This window comes from Pseudomonas sp. RIT778 (assembly GCF_019718735.1).
Taxonomy (GTDB): domain Bacteria; phylum Pseudomonadota; class Gammaproteobacteria; order Pseudomonadales; family Pseudomonadaceae; genus Aquipseudomonas; species Aquipseudomonas aphyarum.
On the sequence record NZ_JAIHBA010000009.1, the window covers coordinates 81,165 to 98,742 of the forward strand.

The 17,578-nt window shown below is 55.6% G+C and carries 15 protein-coding genes; 7 read left to right on the forward strand and 8 right to left on the reverse strand.

Features of this window, described 5'->3' with window-relative positions:
• Positions 1–14: 14 nt before the first annotated feature.
• From K5E37_RS07390 to solA, 3 genes are all read right to left on the reverse strand, one after another.
• On the reverse strand, positions 15–1,850 hold the full coding sequence (locus K5E37_RS07390) for an ATP-binding protein (RefSeq protein WP_221533492.1): 1,836 nt from the start codon (positions 1,848–1,850) through the stop codon (positions 15–17).
• Between the two features lie 466 nt (positions 1,851–2,316).
• Positions 2,317–3,927: a DUF6119 family protein gene (locus tag K5E37_RS07395; RefSeq protein WP_221533493.1), complete on the reverse strand. Its 1,611-nt coding sequence runs from the start codon at positions 3,925–3,927 to the stop codon at positions 2,317–2,319.
• A gap of 400 nt (positions 3,928–4,327) precedes the next feature.
• Positions 4,328–5,491 carry an N-methyl-L-tryptophan oxidase gene (solA, locus tag K5E37_RS07400; protein ID WP_221533494.1) on the reverse strand — a complete coding sequence of 388 codons (1,164 nt, stop codon included), beginning with the start codon at positions 5,489–5,491 and terminating at the stop codon, positions 4,328–4,330.
• A gap of 193 nt (positions 5,492–5,684) precedes the next feature.
• Between solA and K5E37_RS07405 the strand changes: the two genes are divergently transcribed.
• On the forward strand, positions 5,685–7,016 hold the full coding sequence (locus K5E37_RS07405; protein ID WP_221533495.1) for an amidohydrolase: 1,332 nt from the start codon (positions 5,685–5,687) through the stop codon (positions 7,014–7,016).
• 68 nt (positions 7,017–7,084) lie between these two features.
• Here K5E37_RS07405 and K5E37_RS07410 read toward each other — a convergent pair whose 3' ends face one another.
• The 4 genes from K5E37_RS07410 to K5E37_RS07425 form a co-directional block, all read right to left on the reverse strand.
• Positions 7,085–7,336 carry a pyocin S6 family toxin immunity protein gene (locus tag K5E37_RS07410; RefSeq protein WP_085604926.1) on the reverse strand — a complete coding sequence of 84 codons (252 nt, stop codon included), beginning with the start codon at positions 7,334–7,336 and terminating at the stop codon, positions 7,085–7,087.
• Positions 7,337–7,376: 40 nt separating this feature from the next.
• A complete protein-coding gene (locus tag K5E37_RS07415) occupies positions 7,377–7,622 on the reverse strand; it encodes a colicin E3-like toxin immunity protein (protein ID WP_085604928.1) in 246 nt (81 codons plus the stop codon).
• A gap of 7 nt (positions 7,623–7,629) precedes the next feature.
• Positions 7,630–8,853 (reverse strand): colicin E3/pyocin S6 family cytotoxin, encoded by a 1,224-nt coding sequence (locus tag K5E37_RS07420; RefSeq protein ID WP_085604932.1) that lies wholly within the window; start codon positions 8,851–8,853, stop codon positions 7,630–7,632.
• Positions 8,854–8,944: 91 nt separating this feature from the next.
• Entirely contained in the window at positions 8,945–9,868 is a 924-nt protein-coding gene (locus K5E37_RS07425; RefSeq protein ID WP_221533496.1) for a LysR family transcriptional regulator, read from the reverse strand.
• Positions 9,869–9,973: 105 nt separating this feature from the next.
• Here K5E37_RS07425 and K5E37_RS07430 point away from each other — a divergent pair, with 105 nt between their 5' ends.
• The 5 genes from K5E37_RS07430 to K5E37_RS07450 all read left to right on the forward strand — a co-directional run bounded on the left by K5E37_RS07430 (position 9,974) and on the right by K5E37_RS07450 (position 14,982).
• Entirely contained in the window at positions 9,974–11,941 is a 1,968-nt protein-coding gene (locus K5E37_RS07430; protein WP_221533497.1) for an alkyl/aryl-sulfatase, read from the forward strand.
• A gap of 153 nt (positions 11,942–12,094) precedes the next feature.
• Positions 12,095–12,733, forward strand: a complete 639-nt coding sequence (locus tag K5E37_RS07435) for a response regulator transcription factor (protein ID WP_221533498.1) — start codon at positions 12,095–12,097, stop codon at positions 12,731–12,733.
• 227 nt (positions 12,734–12,960) lie between these two features.
• Complete coding sequence (locus K5E37_RS07440) at positions 12,961–13,215, forward strand: transmembrane sensor/regulator PpyR (RefSeq protein ID WP_085604944.1); 255 nt, start codon at positions 12,961–12,963, stop codon at positions 13,213–13,215.
• An 82-nt stretch (positions 13,216–13,297) separates the two neighbouring features.
• The gene (locus K5E37_RS29400) at positions 13,298–13,813 is read left to right on the forward strand and encodes a phage infection protein (protein ID WP_256578495.1); all 516 of its coding nucleotides are present in this window, start codon (positions 13,298–13,300) and stop codon (positions 13,811–13,813) included.
• A 119-nt stretch (positions 13,814–13,932) separates the two neighbouring features.
• Positions 13,933–14,982, forward strand: coding sequence for an NAD(P)-dependent alcohol dehydrogenase (locus K5E37_RS07450; RefSeq protein WP_085604950.1), 1,050 nt, complete (start codon positions 13,933–13,935; stop codon positions 14,980–14,982).
• A 4-nt stretch (positions 14,983–14,986) separates the two neighbouring features.
• Here K5E37_RS07450 and K5E37_RS07455 read toward each other — a convergent pair whose 3' ends face one another.
• A complete protein-coding gene (locus K5E37_RS07455; protein WP_221533499.1) occupies positions 14,987–16,555 on the reverse strand; it encodes a winged helix-turn-helix domain-containing protein in 1,569 nt (522 codons plus the stop codon).
• Positions 16,556–16,806: 251 nt separating this feature from the next.
• Between K5E37_RS07455 and K5E37_RS07460 the strand changes: the two genes are divergently transcribed.
• Positions 16,807–17,562 (forward strand): SDR family oxidoreductase, encoded by a 756-nt coding sequence (locus K5E37_RS07460; RefSeq protein WP_221533500.1) that lies wholly within the window; start codon positions 16,807–16,809, stop codon positions 17,560–17,562.
• The last annotated feature ends 16 nt before the right edge of the window (positions 17,563–17,578 follow it).

Consider the following 17,578-nt stretch of genomic DNA (forward strand, 5'->3'; position numbering starts at 1 on the left):
TAACCTACAAAAAATTAATGATTGAATGCTACGATGTGCGCAAAAATCTTTGCGCACAAATCTTTAGCCCCGTCGGACAAACTCCAATCTGTTGTCCTCATAATCTCGACTGCCTCTCGGCAAAATTTGACTTTTTCACTTATAGTCCCACTTTCATCTGCAAATACACGCCGAGCGGTGGCTCCCCGTCCTTTCAAGCCCAGACATTTATCTAAGTGATAACCGATACCGTGCTCTGATACAGATACTGCCTTGCTCGATATTTTACTTAGGTTTGAAATCTCCAACCCAACTGTGGTCTTAGATTTTTTTCGCAAAAATATATTTTTTGAAACCTCTTCAATAATATTCAGTGGTAGTAAATTCTCAATCTCCTTGCACGGCAATAAGTGATAACGATCTTGTAATTCTCTACTCAACACCTCAGACCGGACGCCTTTATTTATGATATCCCCATCGGCAATAAGAAAGGCTGCAGCACAAAGTTTAGATGCATTTAGCCTATCCGTGTTTTCTCCATCATCAAACCCCCAATGACCGAGGGTGCCACCTTGATATTCAACAAAGGCATAGTGGAAATTTTCCAACATCCCCTCTAACTTCACTTTAAAAACAGAGTCATTCAAACCTTCCAAATATTTAGCCAGGAAAGCTTTCAAATAAAGCCGATCAGTTATTCCTTCAACCCAAATTGTAGAATTAGCGAGATAAACAGAAGAAGCTAGCACCCCTAGTTCTGCTAATAAATCCCTATCCCTGGTACACTCTTGAATTTGAAAGCAAGCGCGCCCATCATCCTCAAATTTATAGACTTTGTGAATCATGACATCCTTACTATTTTCGGCAAGGTCAAGTAAATGATTTGAATGAGTGGTAGCTAAATATTGATGGTCTGTATGTTTTATTAAAAATAACGCTAGTTTTCTAAGTAGGCCAGGATGAAGACATGCTTCAGGCTCTTCAATAAAAAAAATTGAGGTACTCTTCTCTAGATACGCGGCCGAAGTTATGATAATTACCTGCTGAAGCCCATCCCCCAAATCATATATGGGAAATTGATTGTCAGTTCCAATTTTAACAGCTACTGTATCTTTTCCATACTGAGGAATTAATGTAATATCCCTCCCGCCAAAAAACTCATTACCCAATATGCGCTCATACTCTTTAATTCTCTCGCGTTCTTCTGGCTCTCCCAACAAAAATCGAGCCAATAAATCATATAGATTAAATCCCGTCACAATATTTAAAGCATCTTTTGGTGATGAGTAAAAATAGTCCTTAATTGTCCGATCAAAATAAAGATCTGCGGCATCCCCTAGCGGCCTCATCCCTCTAAGTATCGGGATATAATGTCGCTTGGAATCGGCAACCTTGCTGCTCACGCTTATAATCCTATTAAGCTCTTCAATAGGTAAGCCATGTCTAACTATTCTCTGAAGCTCGTAATAGGCACTCAAGTCCCCGCCGCCGGAATAGACTAGGTTAGGGTTAGCCGCGTCACTCAACACCTTCGATAGGTCATTCATTATAGATTTTATTTCTTCTACACTTTTACATGATCCAGAATAAAGCTCCATAAATCTACTGCAACTTAATCCAACAATTGCTCCGCCTCTTGAAATGATATCGAAAATTTCGCCAAGCTGGTGGCAAGCCTCTTGAAATTGCCAACCCAACCCGATGCTTAAATTCTTTACAGGGCTTGAAAATAAAGTGCGAAGAAGTCTACTTTTTCCACTATTGTTTGGGCCAATTAAGAAGTTCATCCTTTGAAGTCTTAGATGCTTCTCAGGCTCAATATCAGTGCGATACCCTTTTATGTCACTTGACCAAATTTTGCTAATAGACATTATATATACTCAAAATACAAATCAATGAAGTCACTATCGATAGGCATCAAAGTTATTAAACAAGCGTATGCACCTGGCGGATTATTACTAAGCGTGGATTGCAGGCTCCGGCCGGTTGCGGTCTTTGCAAAGGTCAGCTCCTAGTCGAAAGCATTCACCCACAAATGAGCGCTTCAGGCCAAACGACCATTCACCGATCAAGCGTGGGAGCACGCGAAAACTTTAATGTCGAAAAACACGCTAGAGTATAGACGCCCGGCGAGTTCACCAACCTTACGTGTCTTAACTCTTGTTTCCCCCATAAGTTACAGTTGCTCACCACCCTTTCAAAACGATGATTACACCTACAAAAAGGTCGTAATCTACTAATGACTTCTTAAGACTTCGCTACTCGGTAATCCAATGCATTGTGTGCTTTAAAGTCTAAAGATTAAGTCCAACTACAGTACACTCATTTGTTTGAGGTCTATGGTTTTTCCTTTTCTTCCTTGTCGATATCTCTTTCGTGTTTAGATATATAGATCCTGGGTATGAGCCCGTGACTCGTGACTAGTTTGTGCCAAGACTCCACAGCCAAAAGGAATTGAATGGAATTAATGTCGGTGATTTTTTTAACATCATCCTCAAATACAAACCACAGTGCGGCAATATCTAGTTTTTCATCAAATTTTATTGTTTTGTTTTTAATCAGAGTAATGGCATCTCTGGACTGCTCAATATTGTAGATTAGTTCCGGTTTTTTCTTTGAGATTTTTACCGATATAATTTCTCCATCGTTGTAGATGTCGGCAATCTCTACTTGATAGCTACGTCTTTTTTGTTCAAGTGATTTGATATTTGTCAGAACTCGATCTAAAAGCTGATAACCTCGCTCGACGCATATTTTCTGATTAAAATAGGCCTCTCGATAGTCAACTTTGTCATCTTCCGGTTTAGCATTTTTCTTTTTCTCTTTTTGCCAAGCAATGAATGCGGATTCAACCAATGGCTCTTCTAGCTTGATTTCAATACTGCCTAACGATCGCCTCAGGTACTCCATGAACGTTTGATTAAAGAGAAACCATTCTCCATTCTTCAAAAAATATTGTTGCTCTTCGTATTCGATTGGGCAGTCAAGAATTTCCTTCAGTGATCGCGTAAAACGTCCTGTATCTTCGTTTTTGAATTGAATAGTAACGTTGTTAATATCAGTTATATCGGGATGTTCTGCCAAGAAATCCGAGATGGACTGGATATCTATATTATTACCCAAAGTCTTGCGATAGTTACTGCCTTCTCCCTTCGCTTTAATTTCATAATCATAATCATGAAAGCTAAAGCAAATTGCTATGCCATGTACCTGAAACTCTTCAATTATAACTTCACCGCTTGCATTGGTGAGGTGTTCAAGTAGTAGCTTGTCAAGTTCACTTGTTGCCTCGGCTCCAACTGATTCAAGCTTAGGTAAATGTATAATCTTTTCACCACAGAAACTTTCATCAATCAGCTGAAAAATTGCGGACAACTCCAAAGGTTGTTTATCCATATCCATCTGAATGGAATCGGCAAAAATTATATTGCGATCGCCCCATATTTCCTTGTTAGCTGCCTTGAGCTTTAAGTGGTCGACCGATTCGCCTGCCTCATAGCTATCTTTCTGAAAGCGTTGATAGGAGGACACGTCTTGTCGTTTTGTGCCCGTGAAGTAGCGGCTTTTTTTCAGCAATATCGAGCTCTCGTCTGCAACATGTAATGCAAGATCGATTCCAAAATCGAGGTGAATAAATTTCGAGAGATAAAAGTGGGACTTTCCTAAGCTTACAGCATAAATCTTTTCTTCGTCCTCTAGATTTTGGCACAGCAGAACGCCAAAATTAAAAGTGTTTTTTGGTTCTTTTACATTATCGTTGAAAAATTCTTTATAGGTTTCCCACCACCAAACATCATTCCCTTTGATGTTTTCTGAAAAATAGAAAGTTTTAGAATAATTGAAAGCCGGAAGAGTCTTTTGCTCAACTAGCCCTACGGATTTAAGCTTTTCTTTAAGTTCTTTTATCTTATGATGTTTAATTTTATAGATATTATAAGTGTTTGGCATGTCGTTTCCATTCGAAGATGGCCGGATCCGAATGAGAAGTTGCCATTTGCCAGCATGGACTGCAACACCTTATTTTCTGAAAGTATATTCTTCAATAGAATCAGTAATTTAGAAGTTTTCAATACATCACCTACTCCGAACCGGAGCGCTCACTGCGCGCCCCCACCAGCGAGGCGATATGCGGAAGTGCCGGATATGGAGCTGACAAAACTGAACCCGGCCGGGTGCCTTTGCCCGTCAAATTCAGCGGAAGCCTCTTAAAGTGGAATTGAATCTTGGGTTGAAAGAACCAGAGACGAACCAGTTGGGCATGGTAGCCGACCACGATGACTATGCTGGGGCCCATAAAATAAATCGCAAATGTCTGCTTCTGGCCAATAGCAGTCACTCCCAAGCACCGTCACTCCCTCCCAAACCGCCCCACCGAAAACAACGAAAGATCCAGCTCACTCTCCCCCCGCAAACACCACTGCGCAAACGCCTCCCCCAGCGCCGCCGAGTGTTTGAACCCGTGCCCGGAGCACGCCGACACCACCAACGTGTGCTGCAACCGTGGATGCTCATCAATGATGAAATGCCGATCCGGCGTGACGGTGTAGGCGCAAACCGCTGACTTCACCACCCGATCCGTCAGTCCGGCAATGCGCCCCTGCACCTGCTGCTCGTACATCTCGCGTTCTTCCTCGGCCGAGACTGTGCGATCCAGAGTTTCAGGCGTGGATGCGCTGTGATAGTGCGCCGTAGCGACCTTCAAACTGCCCTCCCCCGGCAATGCGGGAAAGCCATAGAAATCGTCGTCCGGGCCGTGAGTGAAGATGAACGTGGGTGAGTGGCCGACCAGTTTTGCGTCGGGCTCGGTTTCGAACCAGAACAGTTTTTGCCGATAGACGCTGAGCAGTCTGTCGAACGGCGCGCCGAGCAAGCCGCCCGCCCAGTTGCCGGCGGTGACCACCAGTTTGTTCGCCCGCACGGTGCGCTGGTCGGTGGTGACGGTGACGCCCTCTACGTCCGAGCTGATGTGGGTCACGGTCTCGCCCTTGTACAGCGTGGCGCCGTGTTGTTCGGCCAATCTGAGTTGTACATCGATGCAGCGTTCGGGCCGTACAAAACCGCCTTCGGGCTCGAAGTAGCCAATGGCGTCGTCGCGCACCTGGGCAAACTGCGGAAAGCGCTGGCGGATCTGGGCAGCGTTGAGGACTTCGTGTTTGATGCCGTAGGTCTGTGCCAGTGCGATGGTGCGCAGGGTGAAGTCGGTTTCGTCGGCGGGGTCGAAGTCGGGGCTAGAGGTCAGCACCAGCAGGCCGGTCTGTTCGAACAGGGACTCGCCCGACAGCGCTTCCAGTTCACGCCAGATGCGGTGGGAGTTGCGCACGATGGGCACGTATTGCGCGCCCTCGCCCACGGACAGCCGGGTGATGCGGGTGTCGCCATGGCTGGAGCCGAATGTGTGCGGCGGATGGTGGCGGTCGATGCCGACCACGTTGACCCCGGCCTTCGCCAGTTGATACACCGTGGCCGCGCCCATGGCGCCGAGGCCGATGACCAGTGCTTCGCATCGTTCCATGATTGATTTCCGCTCAGGCAAAAGAGCCACAGTGAAGCGGATCAGGCGACGGAAAACAATCCGCTGAAAGCCGCGCTCAGGCAAAAACGCGAAAAACCAAAAGCCGTGCGATTACCGGCCAGACTCGTTTGTCCCGCCTTGCATCGCGGCATACCCTCTGACGCCAATAAAAACCATAAGAGAGAGTCCCGCCTTGATCCGTTTCTGCAAAACCTCGCTGTGCCTCGCCGTTCTGTCCTCCTTCGTTGCCACTGCCAGCCATGCCGCCGATGCGCCTTGGGTCGATGGCGCCGTGAGCGCGGTCAATCAAGAAGTTGTCGATCTGCGCCACACGATTCATCAGCATCCAGAGCTGGGCAATCTAGAGTTCAAGACTGCCGCGCTGGTGGCCGAACGGCTCAAAGCATCGAACATTGAAGTGCGCACCGGGGTCGGCAAGACGGGTGTTCTGGGGGTGCTGAAAGGCGGATTGCCGGGGCCGGTGGTGGCGTTGCGCGCGGACATGGACGCACTGCCGGTCAAGGAGATGACGAACCTGCCGTTCGCCAGTCAGGCCACCAGCACGCGGCTGGGCAAGAGCGTGCCGGTGATGCACGCCTGCGGGCACGACACCCACACCGCGATGTTGCTGGGCGCCGCGAAAGTGCTGGCCGAGCATCGGGATCAGGTGCGTGGGACGGTGGTGTTTCTGTTTCAGCCGGCCGAGGAAGGTGCGGCCGATGTCGATGAATTCCAGACGGACACCCTGATCGGCGCGCAAGCGATGATCCGCGATGGCGCGCTCGATTCGCCCAAGGTTGAGGCGGTGTTCGGGGTGCATGTGATGGCGGGTTATCCGACCGGGCATCTGTTCTACAAATCCGGAACCGTGCTCAACAGCAGCGACTCGTTTCGCATCACGGTCAAGGGCCAGCAGACTCACGGTTCGGCGCCCTGGAGCGGTGTCGATCCGATTGTCGCCAGTCAAGGCATCATCAGCGGATTGCAGACGCTGGTCAGTCGGCGCGTCGATCTCACGCAGGGCATGGGCGTGATCAGTGTCGGCACGATCAACGGCGGCTCGGCGGCCAATATCATTCCCGAGACTGTGGAAATGACCGGGACCATTCGCACCAACAACCCTGATATCCGCAACACGATCCTGAAAAAAATGCCGCCGCTGGTGAACAGCATCGCCAGCGCCTACGAGACCCAGGCCAATCTGCTGCTGGTAAACAATGCGCCGGTGACCACCAACGATCCGGCCCTGACCGAAGCCATGATCCCGGCCCTTGAGCTGGCAGCACCGGGCAAGGTCGAGCGCCTGCCCGCCTCGCTGTCGCCGAGCGAAGACTTCTCCTATTACGCACGCAAGGTGCCGGGACTGTTCGTGTTCCTCGGCGCCACGCCGGAAGGCCAGGACATGAGTAAAGCGCCGAACAACCACAGCCCCTACTTCACCGCCGATGACGCGACAATGGCCACCGGGGTGAAGGCGCATGTGCAGTTTGTGCTCAATTATCCGGGCCGGGGTCAGCGGGGCTGATTGGCTTATGTGAAAAGGGGGCGGATGTATTCTCGTGAATACATCCGCCCCCTTTGCTCTCCGCAGTTTCAGTACTTCGCACAGGTGCCCATGAAATACTCCAGACCGCTCGGGAAGGTGACATTCAGCAGGGCTCCCAGTGCCGCTACCTGATCCTCACTCAGTAACAACTCACCAGGTTCCAGTGCGCTCAGGGGCTTGGATTCAATGAGCTGTGTAACTTTTTCATTCATTTCGCTACCGCCGATATCCAACTCGAACTGCAGCGTGTCGTCTTGGACGTCATCCGGGTAAAAGCCGGTTATTGAAAGAAAGAGCATGGCTTGACCCCTTTACTGTCAGTCAGGCTGTCTGTCGGTGCTAGCTGTAATCAAACGAAATTTGATAGTCGTTGGTACTCAGAGCGATCTGATGCTGAAAGTACGGCTGAATGGTCGCAACCCACTTTTCGACGACGTTGAAGCTGCCATTATTGATGTTGCCCTCTACTGGAATGCCTAGGGCATTCAATACTGATTCATCATCCCCCAGATCTCTTGACGACTCCTCGCCCTGGAATTCCTGGGTTGCTGCGTCGTACCACTCCAGTCTCAGTTCCAGTCCCATCTCGTCCTCACAGATATCTTTTTTTGATGCTTCTTTCTTTTATAGGTCCTTCGCGTTGCTCACCCGTGTAGGGATCGAAGGCCCCTAGGTGAGTCCCATCGCTTCGGTACATTTCTAGCTCTCCATGCCTTGAGTCCCATTCGTAGATTTTCTTTCCTTTGGCATCTGTCCAACGCTTGCGAAGTCCTCCTCCGCCCTGAACCGGATTTTTGTCTCTAACTTTTTTCAGGTCTGGAAATGCGGTGATTTGCTCTGTAGTCGGCGGCTTATGGTAGCTATGGCCTGCAGGTGCCAAACCTTTACGTGCGGTGCTCAGTACAACGTATAACGGTTTTACCCCCGACCCCACCGGAAACACCAGAATGAAATCCCGATACTCCGGCGGATAAACCGGATTCACCAGAATCCCGTCCGCCGCTTTCGTCGGCGGATACACCCAGATATGCGGCGCCTGCGGAGCAGCCTCCAGTGCCGGAATACCAAGAATGTCGGAACCGTCCACGGCGGGCGTCCAGACCAGCTCAACACCTTCACCAAGGTCTGCAATAAACCGGCTACCACGTGCCGTGAACTGCACGACATCTACCATTTCCCAATCGCGATTCTTGCCCGTGTAGAAGCCGTAACCCTTGAGGCTCCCGTCGGCCTGCTGTTCAACACGCAAGCGCACACGGGTTCGGGCCTGTTTGAGGGCGAGCAACTGGTCTTCGGTGTAAAGCGCGCTGTCGCCCAGGTTCGAGGGCATGAACATCGCCACCAAACCGAGCAGCGGGCTGATGACAGCAGCAGAGGCCATCGCGGGCAACGCCTTGAACGCTTCCCCCGCAAGGGCAAAAGTGCCCAGCCCCGCAGGAATTGCCGTGCCGCTGATTTTCTTGAGTGCAACGCCACCGCTGTCATCGGCTTCCCGGCCACCCAGCAAAATCAGCTCGCCGTAATCCTTCAGGCTGTCAGTCGGCACCATCCCCGAAGGATTCGAGTAATCGATGATCGCGTCCGGCAACCTACAGGACTTGGCAAACACGCAGCCGGCACGCACCGCATCAGGCTTGTTCGCCGCCACCTCACGGCTACGCTCGAAAGCATCCTGTCTCGCCAGCATGGCGTCGTACTTGTTTTGTCGTTCTTGCTGATCGGCCAGTTCGGTGGCCGTCATGTAGCGGTAGGTGACGTGATGCCCGTCGCCTGCCGGTGGGTTGTAAACCCGGGGAATGTCCTTTTGACCAGCCACTGATTGTCCTTTCGTTCATGCATCGGCAGCCCCTCGCAAGAGGCTGCACGACGTTAACGAAGCAGGAAAATCGTGGCTGTAGGACGTATCTCTAAAGACGTGGGGATTGTTCGACGTGAACGAATTGCATCTCGGCAACGACCGCCTCAATCACACACAAAGCCGTCGGCGACAGGCTTCTACCCTGCAAACTCACCACGCCAATTTCAGAATGAAATCCCGGCCTGTCGACAACATGAAGCTCAATCAAACGCCCCACCCGAACGTCTTCGGCCACGGCGCCATGGATGACGCCGAGGATGGTGTCGGTTGAGCCAGCGACGGTCTTGAGCAACGCCACATCATCACACTCAAGCACGATGGGCAGCGCCTGGCGGGTGGAGATGCCGAGGGTTCGGGCGGTCTCGAGTTTCACCACTTCCGGCAGGCGCGTCGTGGCGATGCCGTAGCCTTCCAGTTCGCCCATCTGCACTTTACGCCCGGCCAGCGGGTGCTCCGGACGTACGAAGAAGCCTGCCGAAACCTGGCCCAGCGAACGGATCAGCAGATCGGATTCCGCCGTGAAATTGCGGATATCGGCAACGAAGAATTCGATCGCCTCAGCGCGCAGCCGCGCCTCGAGAATCTGCCAGTTGTTCACTTCCACGCGCAGGGTGACCGCCGGGTGATCCTGACGCAGTCGCGGCACCACTTGATGCATCAACATCGCAGCCGGGAACGGGCCGACGCCAAAGGCGAGGCTGCCCAGTTGGCGATCGCTGTAGAGCGCCATGTCCCGCTCCAGCGAACGGGCATCGAACAGCAGCCGCCGCGCCCGCTCGATCAGGAACTCCCCCGCCGGCGTCGGGCGTACGTCGCCGGTGTCGCGATCGAACAGGCGCTGCCCGGTTTCGCTTTCCAGCGCCTGAATGCTGCGGCTCAGGGCCGGCTGGCTGAGGTGCACGCGCTCGGCCGCGCGGCCGAAATGGCGTTCATCGGCCAGTGCGAGAAGGTGTGAAAGTCGTTTAAGGTCCATTCGCCCGATGCTAGCGACGCATTATCCGGATGTAAACAATGCATTGGATACATCACCGCCCTGTCCCTAGGCTGGAGCGCATTCGACCCTCGGAGAACAACAAGAATGAAACCGACCCTCTACACGATCATTGCCCTGACGCTGGTGTCCCTCGGCGGCTGTGACAACAAGCCGAGCGTCGCTGCGGGAGATGCCACGCCCGCCACGGCAGCGGTGATCCAGGCGTCGATCAAGGGCCTGGACCTCAGCGACAACCGGGATATGGAAGATGCCCAGCGTGGTTTCATCGCCCGCCCCACCGGCAAGATCCTTGGCTCCGACGGCAATGTCCTGATCGATTTCGATGCGTACCGCTTCGTCGAAGGCCAGGCGCCAGCCACCGTCAACCCGAGCCTGTGGCGGCACGCGATGCACAACGCGCAGATCGGCCTGTTCAAGGTCCGCGACGGGATTTACCAGTTGCGCGGTTTCGACATCGCCAACATGACGCTGATCGACGGGCAAACCGGCTGGATCGTGGTCGACCCGCTGACCTCCCGTGAATCTGCCGCAGCGGCGTTGGCATTTGCGCGCGAGCATCTGGGCAACAAGCCCGTCACCGCGATCATTTTCACCCACGACCATGCCGACCATTTCGGCGGTGTGCTGGGCATCACCTCGAGCAGCGAAGTGGCCCAGCGCAACATTCCCATCGTCGCGCCCGCCGGGTTCATGGAGGAAGCCACCAGCGAAAACATCCTGGCGGGTCCGGCGATGGCGCGGCGTTCGATGTATCAGTTCGGCAAGAACCTGACGCCGGGCGCCACCGGCATTGTCGACACCGGGCTGGGCAAGAACGTCGCCTACGGCAGCATGGGCATCCTGCCGCCGACGCAGATCATCGACCAGCCGATCCAGCCGCTGGAGCTCGACGGCGTCAGCTTCGTGTTCCACAACATGCCCGGCGCGGAAGCCCCGGCCGAGCTTACCTTTTCGATCCCCGCGCTCAAGGCGTACGGCGGTGCGGAGCTGCTGGCGCAGACCATGCACAACCTGCTGCCGATCCGTGGCGCCAAGGTGCGCGATGCGCTGCGCTGGTCCGACTACACGCAAATCGCCCTCGACGAGCTGGGCGACACCGAGGTCTACTTCGGTCAGCACAACTGGCCGATCTGGGGCAACGAGCGGATCCGCGAATTCATCACCAAGCACCGCGACGTCTACAAATACCTGCATGACCAGACCGTGCGCCTGATGAACGCCGGCTATACCCCCAACGAGATCGCCGACAAGATCCAGTTGCCGGATTCGCTGGCCTCGTACTTCGGCACTCGCGGCTATTACGGCGACCTGCGCCACAACGTCAAGGCGATCTACCAAATGTACCTGGGCGCCTACGATGGCAACCCCGCGCACTTGAATCCTCTGGTGCCCAAGGAATCCGCCAAGCGCTACGTCGAATTGATGGGAGGTAACGCCAAAGTAGTTGAAGCCGCCCGCGTGGCCTATGACAAGGGCGAATACCGCTGGGTCGCCGAACTGCTGGATCAGGCCGTGCTCGTCAAACCCGACGACACGGCCGCGAAGGAACTGCTGGCCCGCGCGTACGAACAGATGGGCTATCAGGCGGAATCGGCGACCTGGCGCAACAGCTACCTGACGGCGGCCATGGAGCTGCGCAACGGCCCGCCAGCCAAGGGCGTCAAACGCTCCGACCTGATCGAACTGATGAAGCAGACGCCCACCGAACGCTTCCTCGAAGCCATGGCCGCGAGCCTCGACGGGCCGGCGGCGGATGGCAAGAACTGGACGTTCAATCTGGTGCTGACCGATACGAATGAATCGTTCGTGCTATGGATCGAGAACGCCGTGCTGCACTACCGAAAAGGCCCGACCGCGGCGAACGCCAACACAACGCTGACCGTCACCAAGGACCTGTTCGTCCAGCTGCTGGGCGGCACCGCCGGACTCAAGGAAACGCTAACTTCCGATGATCTGAAAGTGGATGGCAGCAAGGTCGATCTCGTGAGATTTCTGGGGCTGCTGGAGAAGGCGCCGGGGAATTTCGCGATTGTCGCCCGTGCAGGAAACTGACCCACCGAGGCCATTGATCGACGGAACACGCGGTCGATGGCCTCTGGACGCTTACCCAAGAAAAATCCAATGAAAACCGGAGGCTCGGGCAAAGCTTTCCGTTGAATTGTTCAGCATCCTGCGCAACCCGATCGCCGCGAAGCCATCCAGCGTATGGAAGTAGAATCAGCACCCGACCAAAACCCGGAACCCATCGTTTTCATCATCGATGATGACGCCCCTCTGCGCGAGGCACTTGGCAGCCTGTTGCGCTCCATCGGCCTGCAGGTCGAGCTGTTCGGTTCGGTCGCCGACTTCATGAAATTCGAGCGACCTGACCTGCCCAGTTGCCTGGTGCTGGATGTGCGATTGCAAGGCACCAGCGGGCTGGTCTTTCAGCAGGCGCTCGCCGACGCCAAAATCGGTCTGCCGATCATTTTCATGACCGGGTACGGCGACATCGCCATGACCGTTCGCGCCATGAAAGCCGGTGCCGTCGACTTCCTGGAAAAACCGTTTCGCGAGCAGGCAATGATCGATGCCGTCGTCGCCGCGCATACGCGGGACAGGTCGCGCCGCGAGTGCGAACGCCGCCATCAAGAGTTGCGCACACGCCACGGGACACTGACGGTCAGAGAACAATCGGTGATGGCATTGGCCGTTTCGGGCCTGATGAACAAACAGATCGCCAGTGCCATCGGCCTGAGCGAGATCACCGTGAAAATCCATCGCAGCCAGGCCATGCGCAAAATGCGTGCGCAGTCGTTCGCCGATCTGGTTCGAATGGCCGAAAGTCTGGGTATCAACCATTAGATGTAACGCTCTTGTTCAGCGCACATTGAAAGTTGTTTATATACGTTGGTATGACTTCTCCATACGCTGGAAGGATAAAACCAGACTTATGCAACATGGTTGATCCCTACCGCCAACAGTAAAATCCCTCCATCAAATGCAACGCCCTGCAAAGTCATTGACTTCGCGGTTTCCGTTCGCGCCGAAACTTGTCCACCCACTTATTAACGCAGGGATGGCTGAACAACATGTATGACTTTTTTGAAGACTCGCATCGCGTGCTGAAGCTGTCCCACGTATTGCTGATCGGCGGTCTGGGCATGTTGATGGCGGGGATTTTCCTGGCTTATGTGTTTGACGCTCACCTGACCTTGCCCACGCTGGTCGGTGCGCACGGGATGACGATCCTCGGGCCGACCGCGATCAAGTTGGGTTATGTGATGCGCCTGATTGCACATAACCGAATTCGCCTGGCCACGCAGGAACATGGCATTCCTCATTAGAAGTAATCGATTGAATTAAAACCTGTCTGGTTGCACCCGGAAGTTCATTAACGAAATCCCACCACGACTCAGGATGATCACGATGAAAACTATTGGATTGGTATTACCCGTCGCCATTGTTTCAGCCACCTGGATAGTTGCCACTCATGCATTCGGCGCAAATTGCCTGCCCGACATGCCGGTTGCCAACAGGCAGGAAACCAGTGCTCCGGATTCAGAAACTTCATCAGTGCAACAGTACCGGGCCAGAAAGGCGCCTACGCAGATTGCCGAAGGGGGTTCGGATCGGCTGATGGAACGGCGCGTCGCCGAGGGCGGATCGGACCGACTGATCGAACGTCGCGTTGCCGAAGGTGGCTCCGATCGCCTGATCGAACGCCGTGTTGCCGAAGGCGGCTCCGATCGCCTGATCGAACGTCGCGTTGCCGAAGGTGGCTCCGATCGCCTGATCGAACGTCGCGTTGCCGAAGGCGGCTCCGATCGCCTGCTCGAACGCCGTGTTGCCGAGGGCGGATCCGATCGCCTGATCGAACGCCGGGTAGCCAGCAATCAGTACGACGCCGCGATGAACATGCGAATGCATTTCTCGATGGACTGACGTGATTTCACCGAAATCGATCCGCAGGATCAGGCAAGTAATCGGTAGAAATGCACTACAGGCTGTGCGAGCAATCCGGGAAGAATGGTCCTTCGACACATTCATCAAGGACTACTCCCATGCTCGTACACGCCTACGGTGCCCACGCCGGCGATAAACCCCTTGAGCCGATGCAGATCAATCGCCGCGCGCCGGCGGCCCATGATGTGCAGATCGATATCGCCTTCTGCGGCATCTGCCACTCCGACCTGCACCAGGTGCGCGCCGAATGGGCCGGGACGCAATTCCCGTGCGTACCCGGGCACGAGATTGTCGGCCGCGTGTCGGCGGTCGGCGCCCATGTGTCCGACTATAAGGTCGGTGATCTGGTGGGGGTCGGCTGCATCGTCGACAGCTGCAAACACTGCGACGACTGCGAAACCGGTCTGGAAAACTACTGTGACGGCATGATCGGCACCTACAACTTCCCGACCCCGGACGCACCGGGCTGGACCCTTGGCGGTTATTCGCAAAACATCGTGGTGCATGAGCGTTACGTGCTGCGCATCCGCCATCCTGAAGCTCAACTGGCCGCCGTCGCGCCGCTGCTGTGTGCGGGCATCACCACGTACTCGCCGCTGCGTCAGTGGAACACCGGGCCGGGCAAAAAGGTCGGTGTGGTCGGTATCGGTGGCCTGGGCCACATGGGCATCAAACTGGCCCATGCGATGGGCGCGCATGTCGTGGCGTTCACCACCTCCGAGTCCAAGCGCGAAGCCGCCAAGGCACTGGGCGCCGATGAGGTCGTGGTGTCGCGCAACGCCGAGGAAATGGCCGCGCACACCAAGAGCTTCGACTTGATCCTCAACACCGTCGCCGCGCCTCACGATCTCGATGCGTTTCTGGTGCTGCTCAAGCGCGATGGAGCCCTGACGCTGGTCGGAGCCCCCGCCTCGCCGCATCCGTCACCGAACGTGTTCAACCTGATCATGAAGCGCCGGACCATCGCCGGTTCGATGATCGGCGGTATTCCGGAAACTCAGGAGATGCTGGATTTCTGTGCCGAGCACGGCATCGTTTCCGACATCGAGCTGATTCGCGCGGACCAGATCAACGCGTCCTACGAGCGGATGCTGCAGGGCGATGTGAAATATCGTTTTGTGATCGATAACGCGACGCTGGCTGGCTGAACCGTTACTCCGGCAACCCCGCCAACCGCAAACCTTCGGCAAACCGGGCAACATCTTCAGGCCGTTGAATGGGCAGCCACGCGCTCAGGCTGGACACCCGCAAGGTCGGGTCCAGCTGACGCACCCGTTCCATGGCCTGCCCGGCTTTGTCGGCTCGCCCGCCCAGCGCATTGCTTGCGGCGATCAAGGCCGGCGCTGCCAATAGACTGGGCAGGTTTCCCTGCGCTTTCTCGGCCCAGGAAGCCGAGAGGTCAAAACGACCGGCGAAGAAATGCGCCAGCGCCATCCCGACCTGCATGCGGAACATTTCCGGATCCAGCGGGCTCAGACGCACGGCATGTTCGAGGTTGGCAATGGCGGCGTCGGTTTCGCCACGCAAGGCACGCAGGATACCGCCGAGAAACCACGCTGGGGCCAGGTTGGGATTGAGCAGTCGAGCCCGATCGAGCAAGGCGATGCCACAGTCGACATCCCCGGTCAGATGGGCCAGGGCATGACCGCTGCGGGTCAGCGCCACGGCGTCGTCGCGCCCCAGTTCCACACCCATTCGTGCCAGCCGCGCACCTTCGGCGATTTCCCGGGGCCGGTCGGTCATCCAGCCGTTGAGCTTACGCCAGAAGTGGCACCACGCAGCCATGCCATACGCCGAGGCAAATTCCGGATCCAGTTCAAGCGCCCGGTAGAACAGCGCCAATGACTGCTCGATCGCCTCACGGGTGCCGATATGCAGCTTGGCCGTACCACGCAGGTAATAATCGTAGGCATCGAGGCTGTCAGTGGGCTTGCGTTTGGCCCGCTCGATTTCCGCGCGCTCCAACTGCGGCGCGATGGCGCCCACGACGCTTTCGGCCACTTGATCCTGGAGTTCGAAAATATCGTCGAGCAGGCCTTCGAAGCGCTCGGCCCACAGGTGCGTTCCGCTGCAGGTATCAATCAACTGGCCGGTGATGCGGATCTTGTTGCCGCACTTGCGCACGCTGCCTTCCAGCACATAACGCACACCCAGTTCCTGACCGACACCTCGCGCATCCACCGCCCTGCCCTTGTAGGTGAAGCTGGAGTTGCGAGCGATGACGAACAGCCAGCGCATTCGCGACAACGCGGTGATGATGTCTTCGACGATGCCGTCGGCGAAGTAGTCCTGTTCGGGGTCGCCGCTGAGGTTCTGGAATGGCAGGACGGTGATCGAAGGCTTTTCCGGCAGGACAAGTGTCGCGGCCACCTCGGGTTTCGCAGGCGCTTCAGGCGTATTGACAGGGCTATCGCACGGGATGATTTCACCGACAAAGCGATAGCCCTTGCGCGGCACCGTGCGCACCAGACGTTGTTGCTCACCGGTGTCGCCGATGGCCTTGCGCACGGCGTTGATGTGGCTGGTGATGGTCGACTCGGAAACGATCCGGCCACTCCACACAGCGCTCAACAGTTCGTCCTTGCTGACCACCCGCTCGCGGTTGCTGACCAGCAGCAACAGCAGATCGAAGACCTGCGGCCCGACAGTCACAACCTCCCCGCGCCAGGTCAGTTCCCGGCGCTGCTGGTCGAGCACGTAGTCTTCAAACACGAATGGCACGGTGGCTGTTCTCTTGTCTGGCGCCCCCGACTCCGTGTCCGAGCGGGCGATTGTCGTGCGCTCAATGATACGGCAGACCCTGGGCCACCGCACCGGTCTGCACGCTGGTCTACGCGTCTGCCGACGGATTGGCCTGTCTGGACAAAAAAACAAGGCAAATCCAAGGTCACCACAAGGATTCGCCCGAGCGCCACAGGCATGCTCAACCCACATCGACAGCAATGGTTGCCGTCGGCAAGTGGAGAGATGCCATGAAGATCGTCGTTATCGGAGGCACCGGCCTCATCGGATCGAAACTTGTGAACAATCTGCGCGAACGCGGCCACGACGCCCGCGCCGCCTCCCCTAACACCGGCGTCAACAGCATCACCCGCGAAGGCCTGGCCGAAGCGATGGACGGCGCCCAGGTGGTGGTCGACGTTTCCAACGCCCCTTCGTGGGAAGACCAAGCCGTACTCGACTTCTTCGAGACCTCCACCCGCAACCTGCTCGCCGCCGAAGCCGCCGCCGGGGTTCGCCATCACGTGGCGCTGTCGATCGTCGCCAGTGAGCGCTCGCCTGCCAACGGCTACTTCCGCGCCAAGGTCGCGCAGGAGAACCTGATCAAGGCGTCGAGCATTCCGTACACCCTAGTGCGAGCCACGCAATTCTTCGAATTTGTCGGCGGCATCGCCCAATCCGCCACCGTCGGCGAGGAAGTGCGCCTGTCCCCGGCGTTGATTCAGCCCATGGCTTCTGACGACGTCGCCGCTGCACTGACAGATGTGGCACTGGCAGCGCCGATCAACGGCACGCAGGAAATTGCCGGCCCCGAAGCCATGCCGCTCGACGAGCTGGTCCGGCGTTTTTTCCGCGCCACCCACGACACCCGCAAAGTGATCCCGGACGTGCACGCCCGTTACTTCGGCGATGTGCTCGACGACCAGTCGCTCACCCCCGGCAGCAGCAATCCACGCCTGGGCCCAACCCGCTTTGAAGACTGGCTGGCGAAATCGACCCAGCGCTGAAACACCCCACCTGATT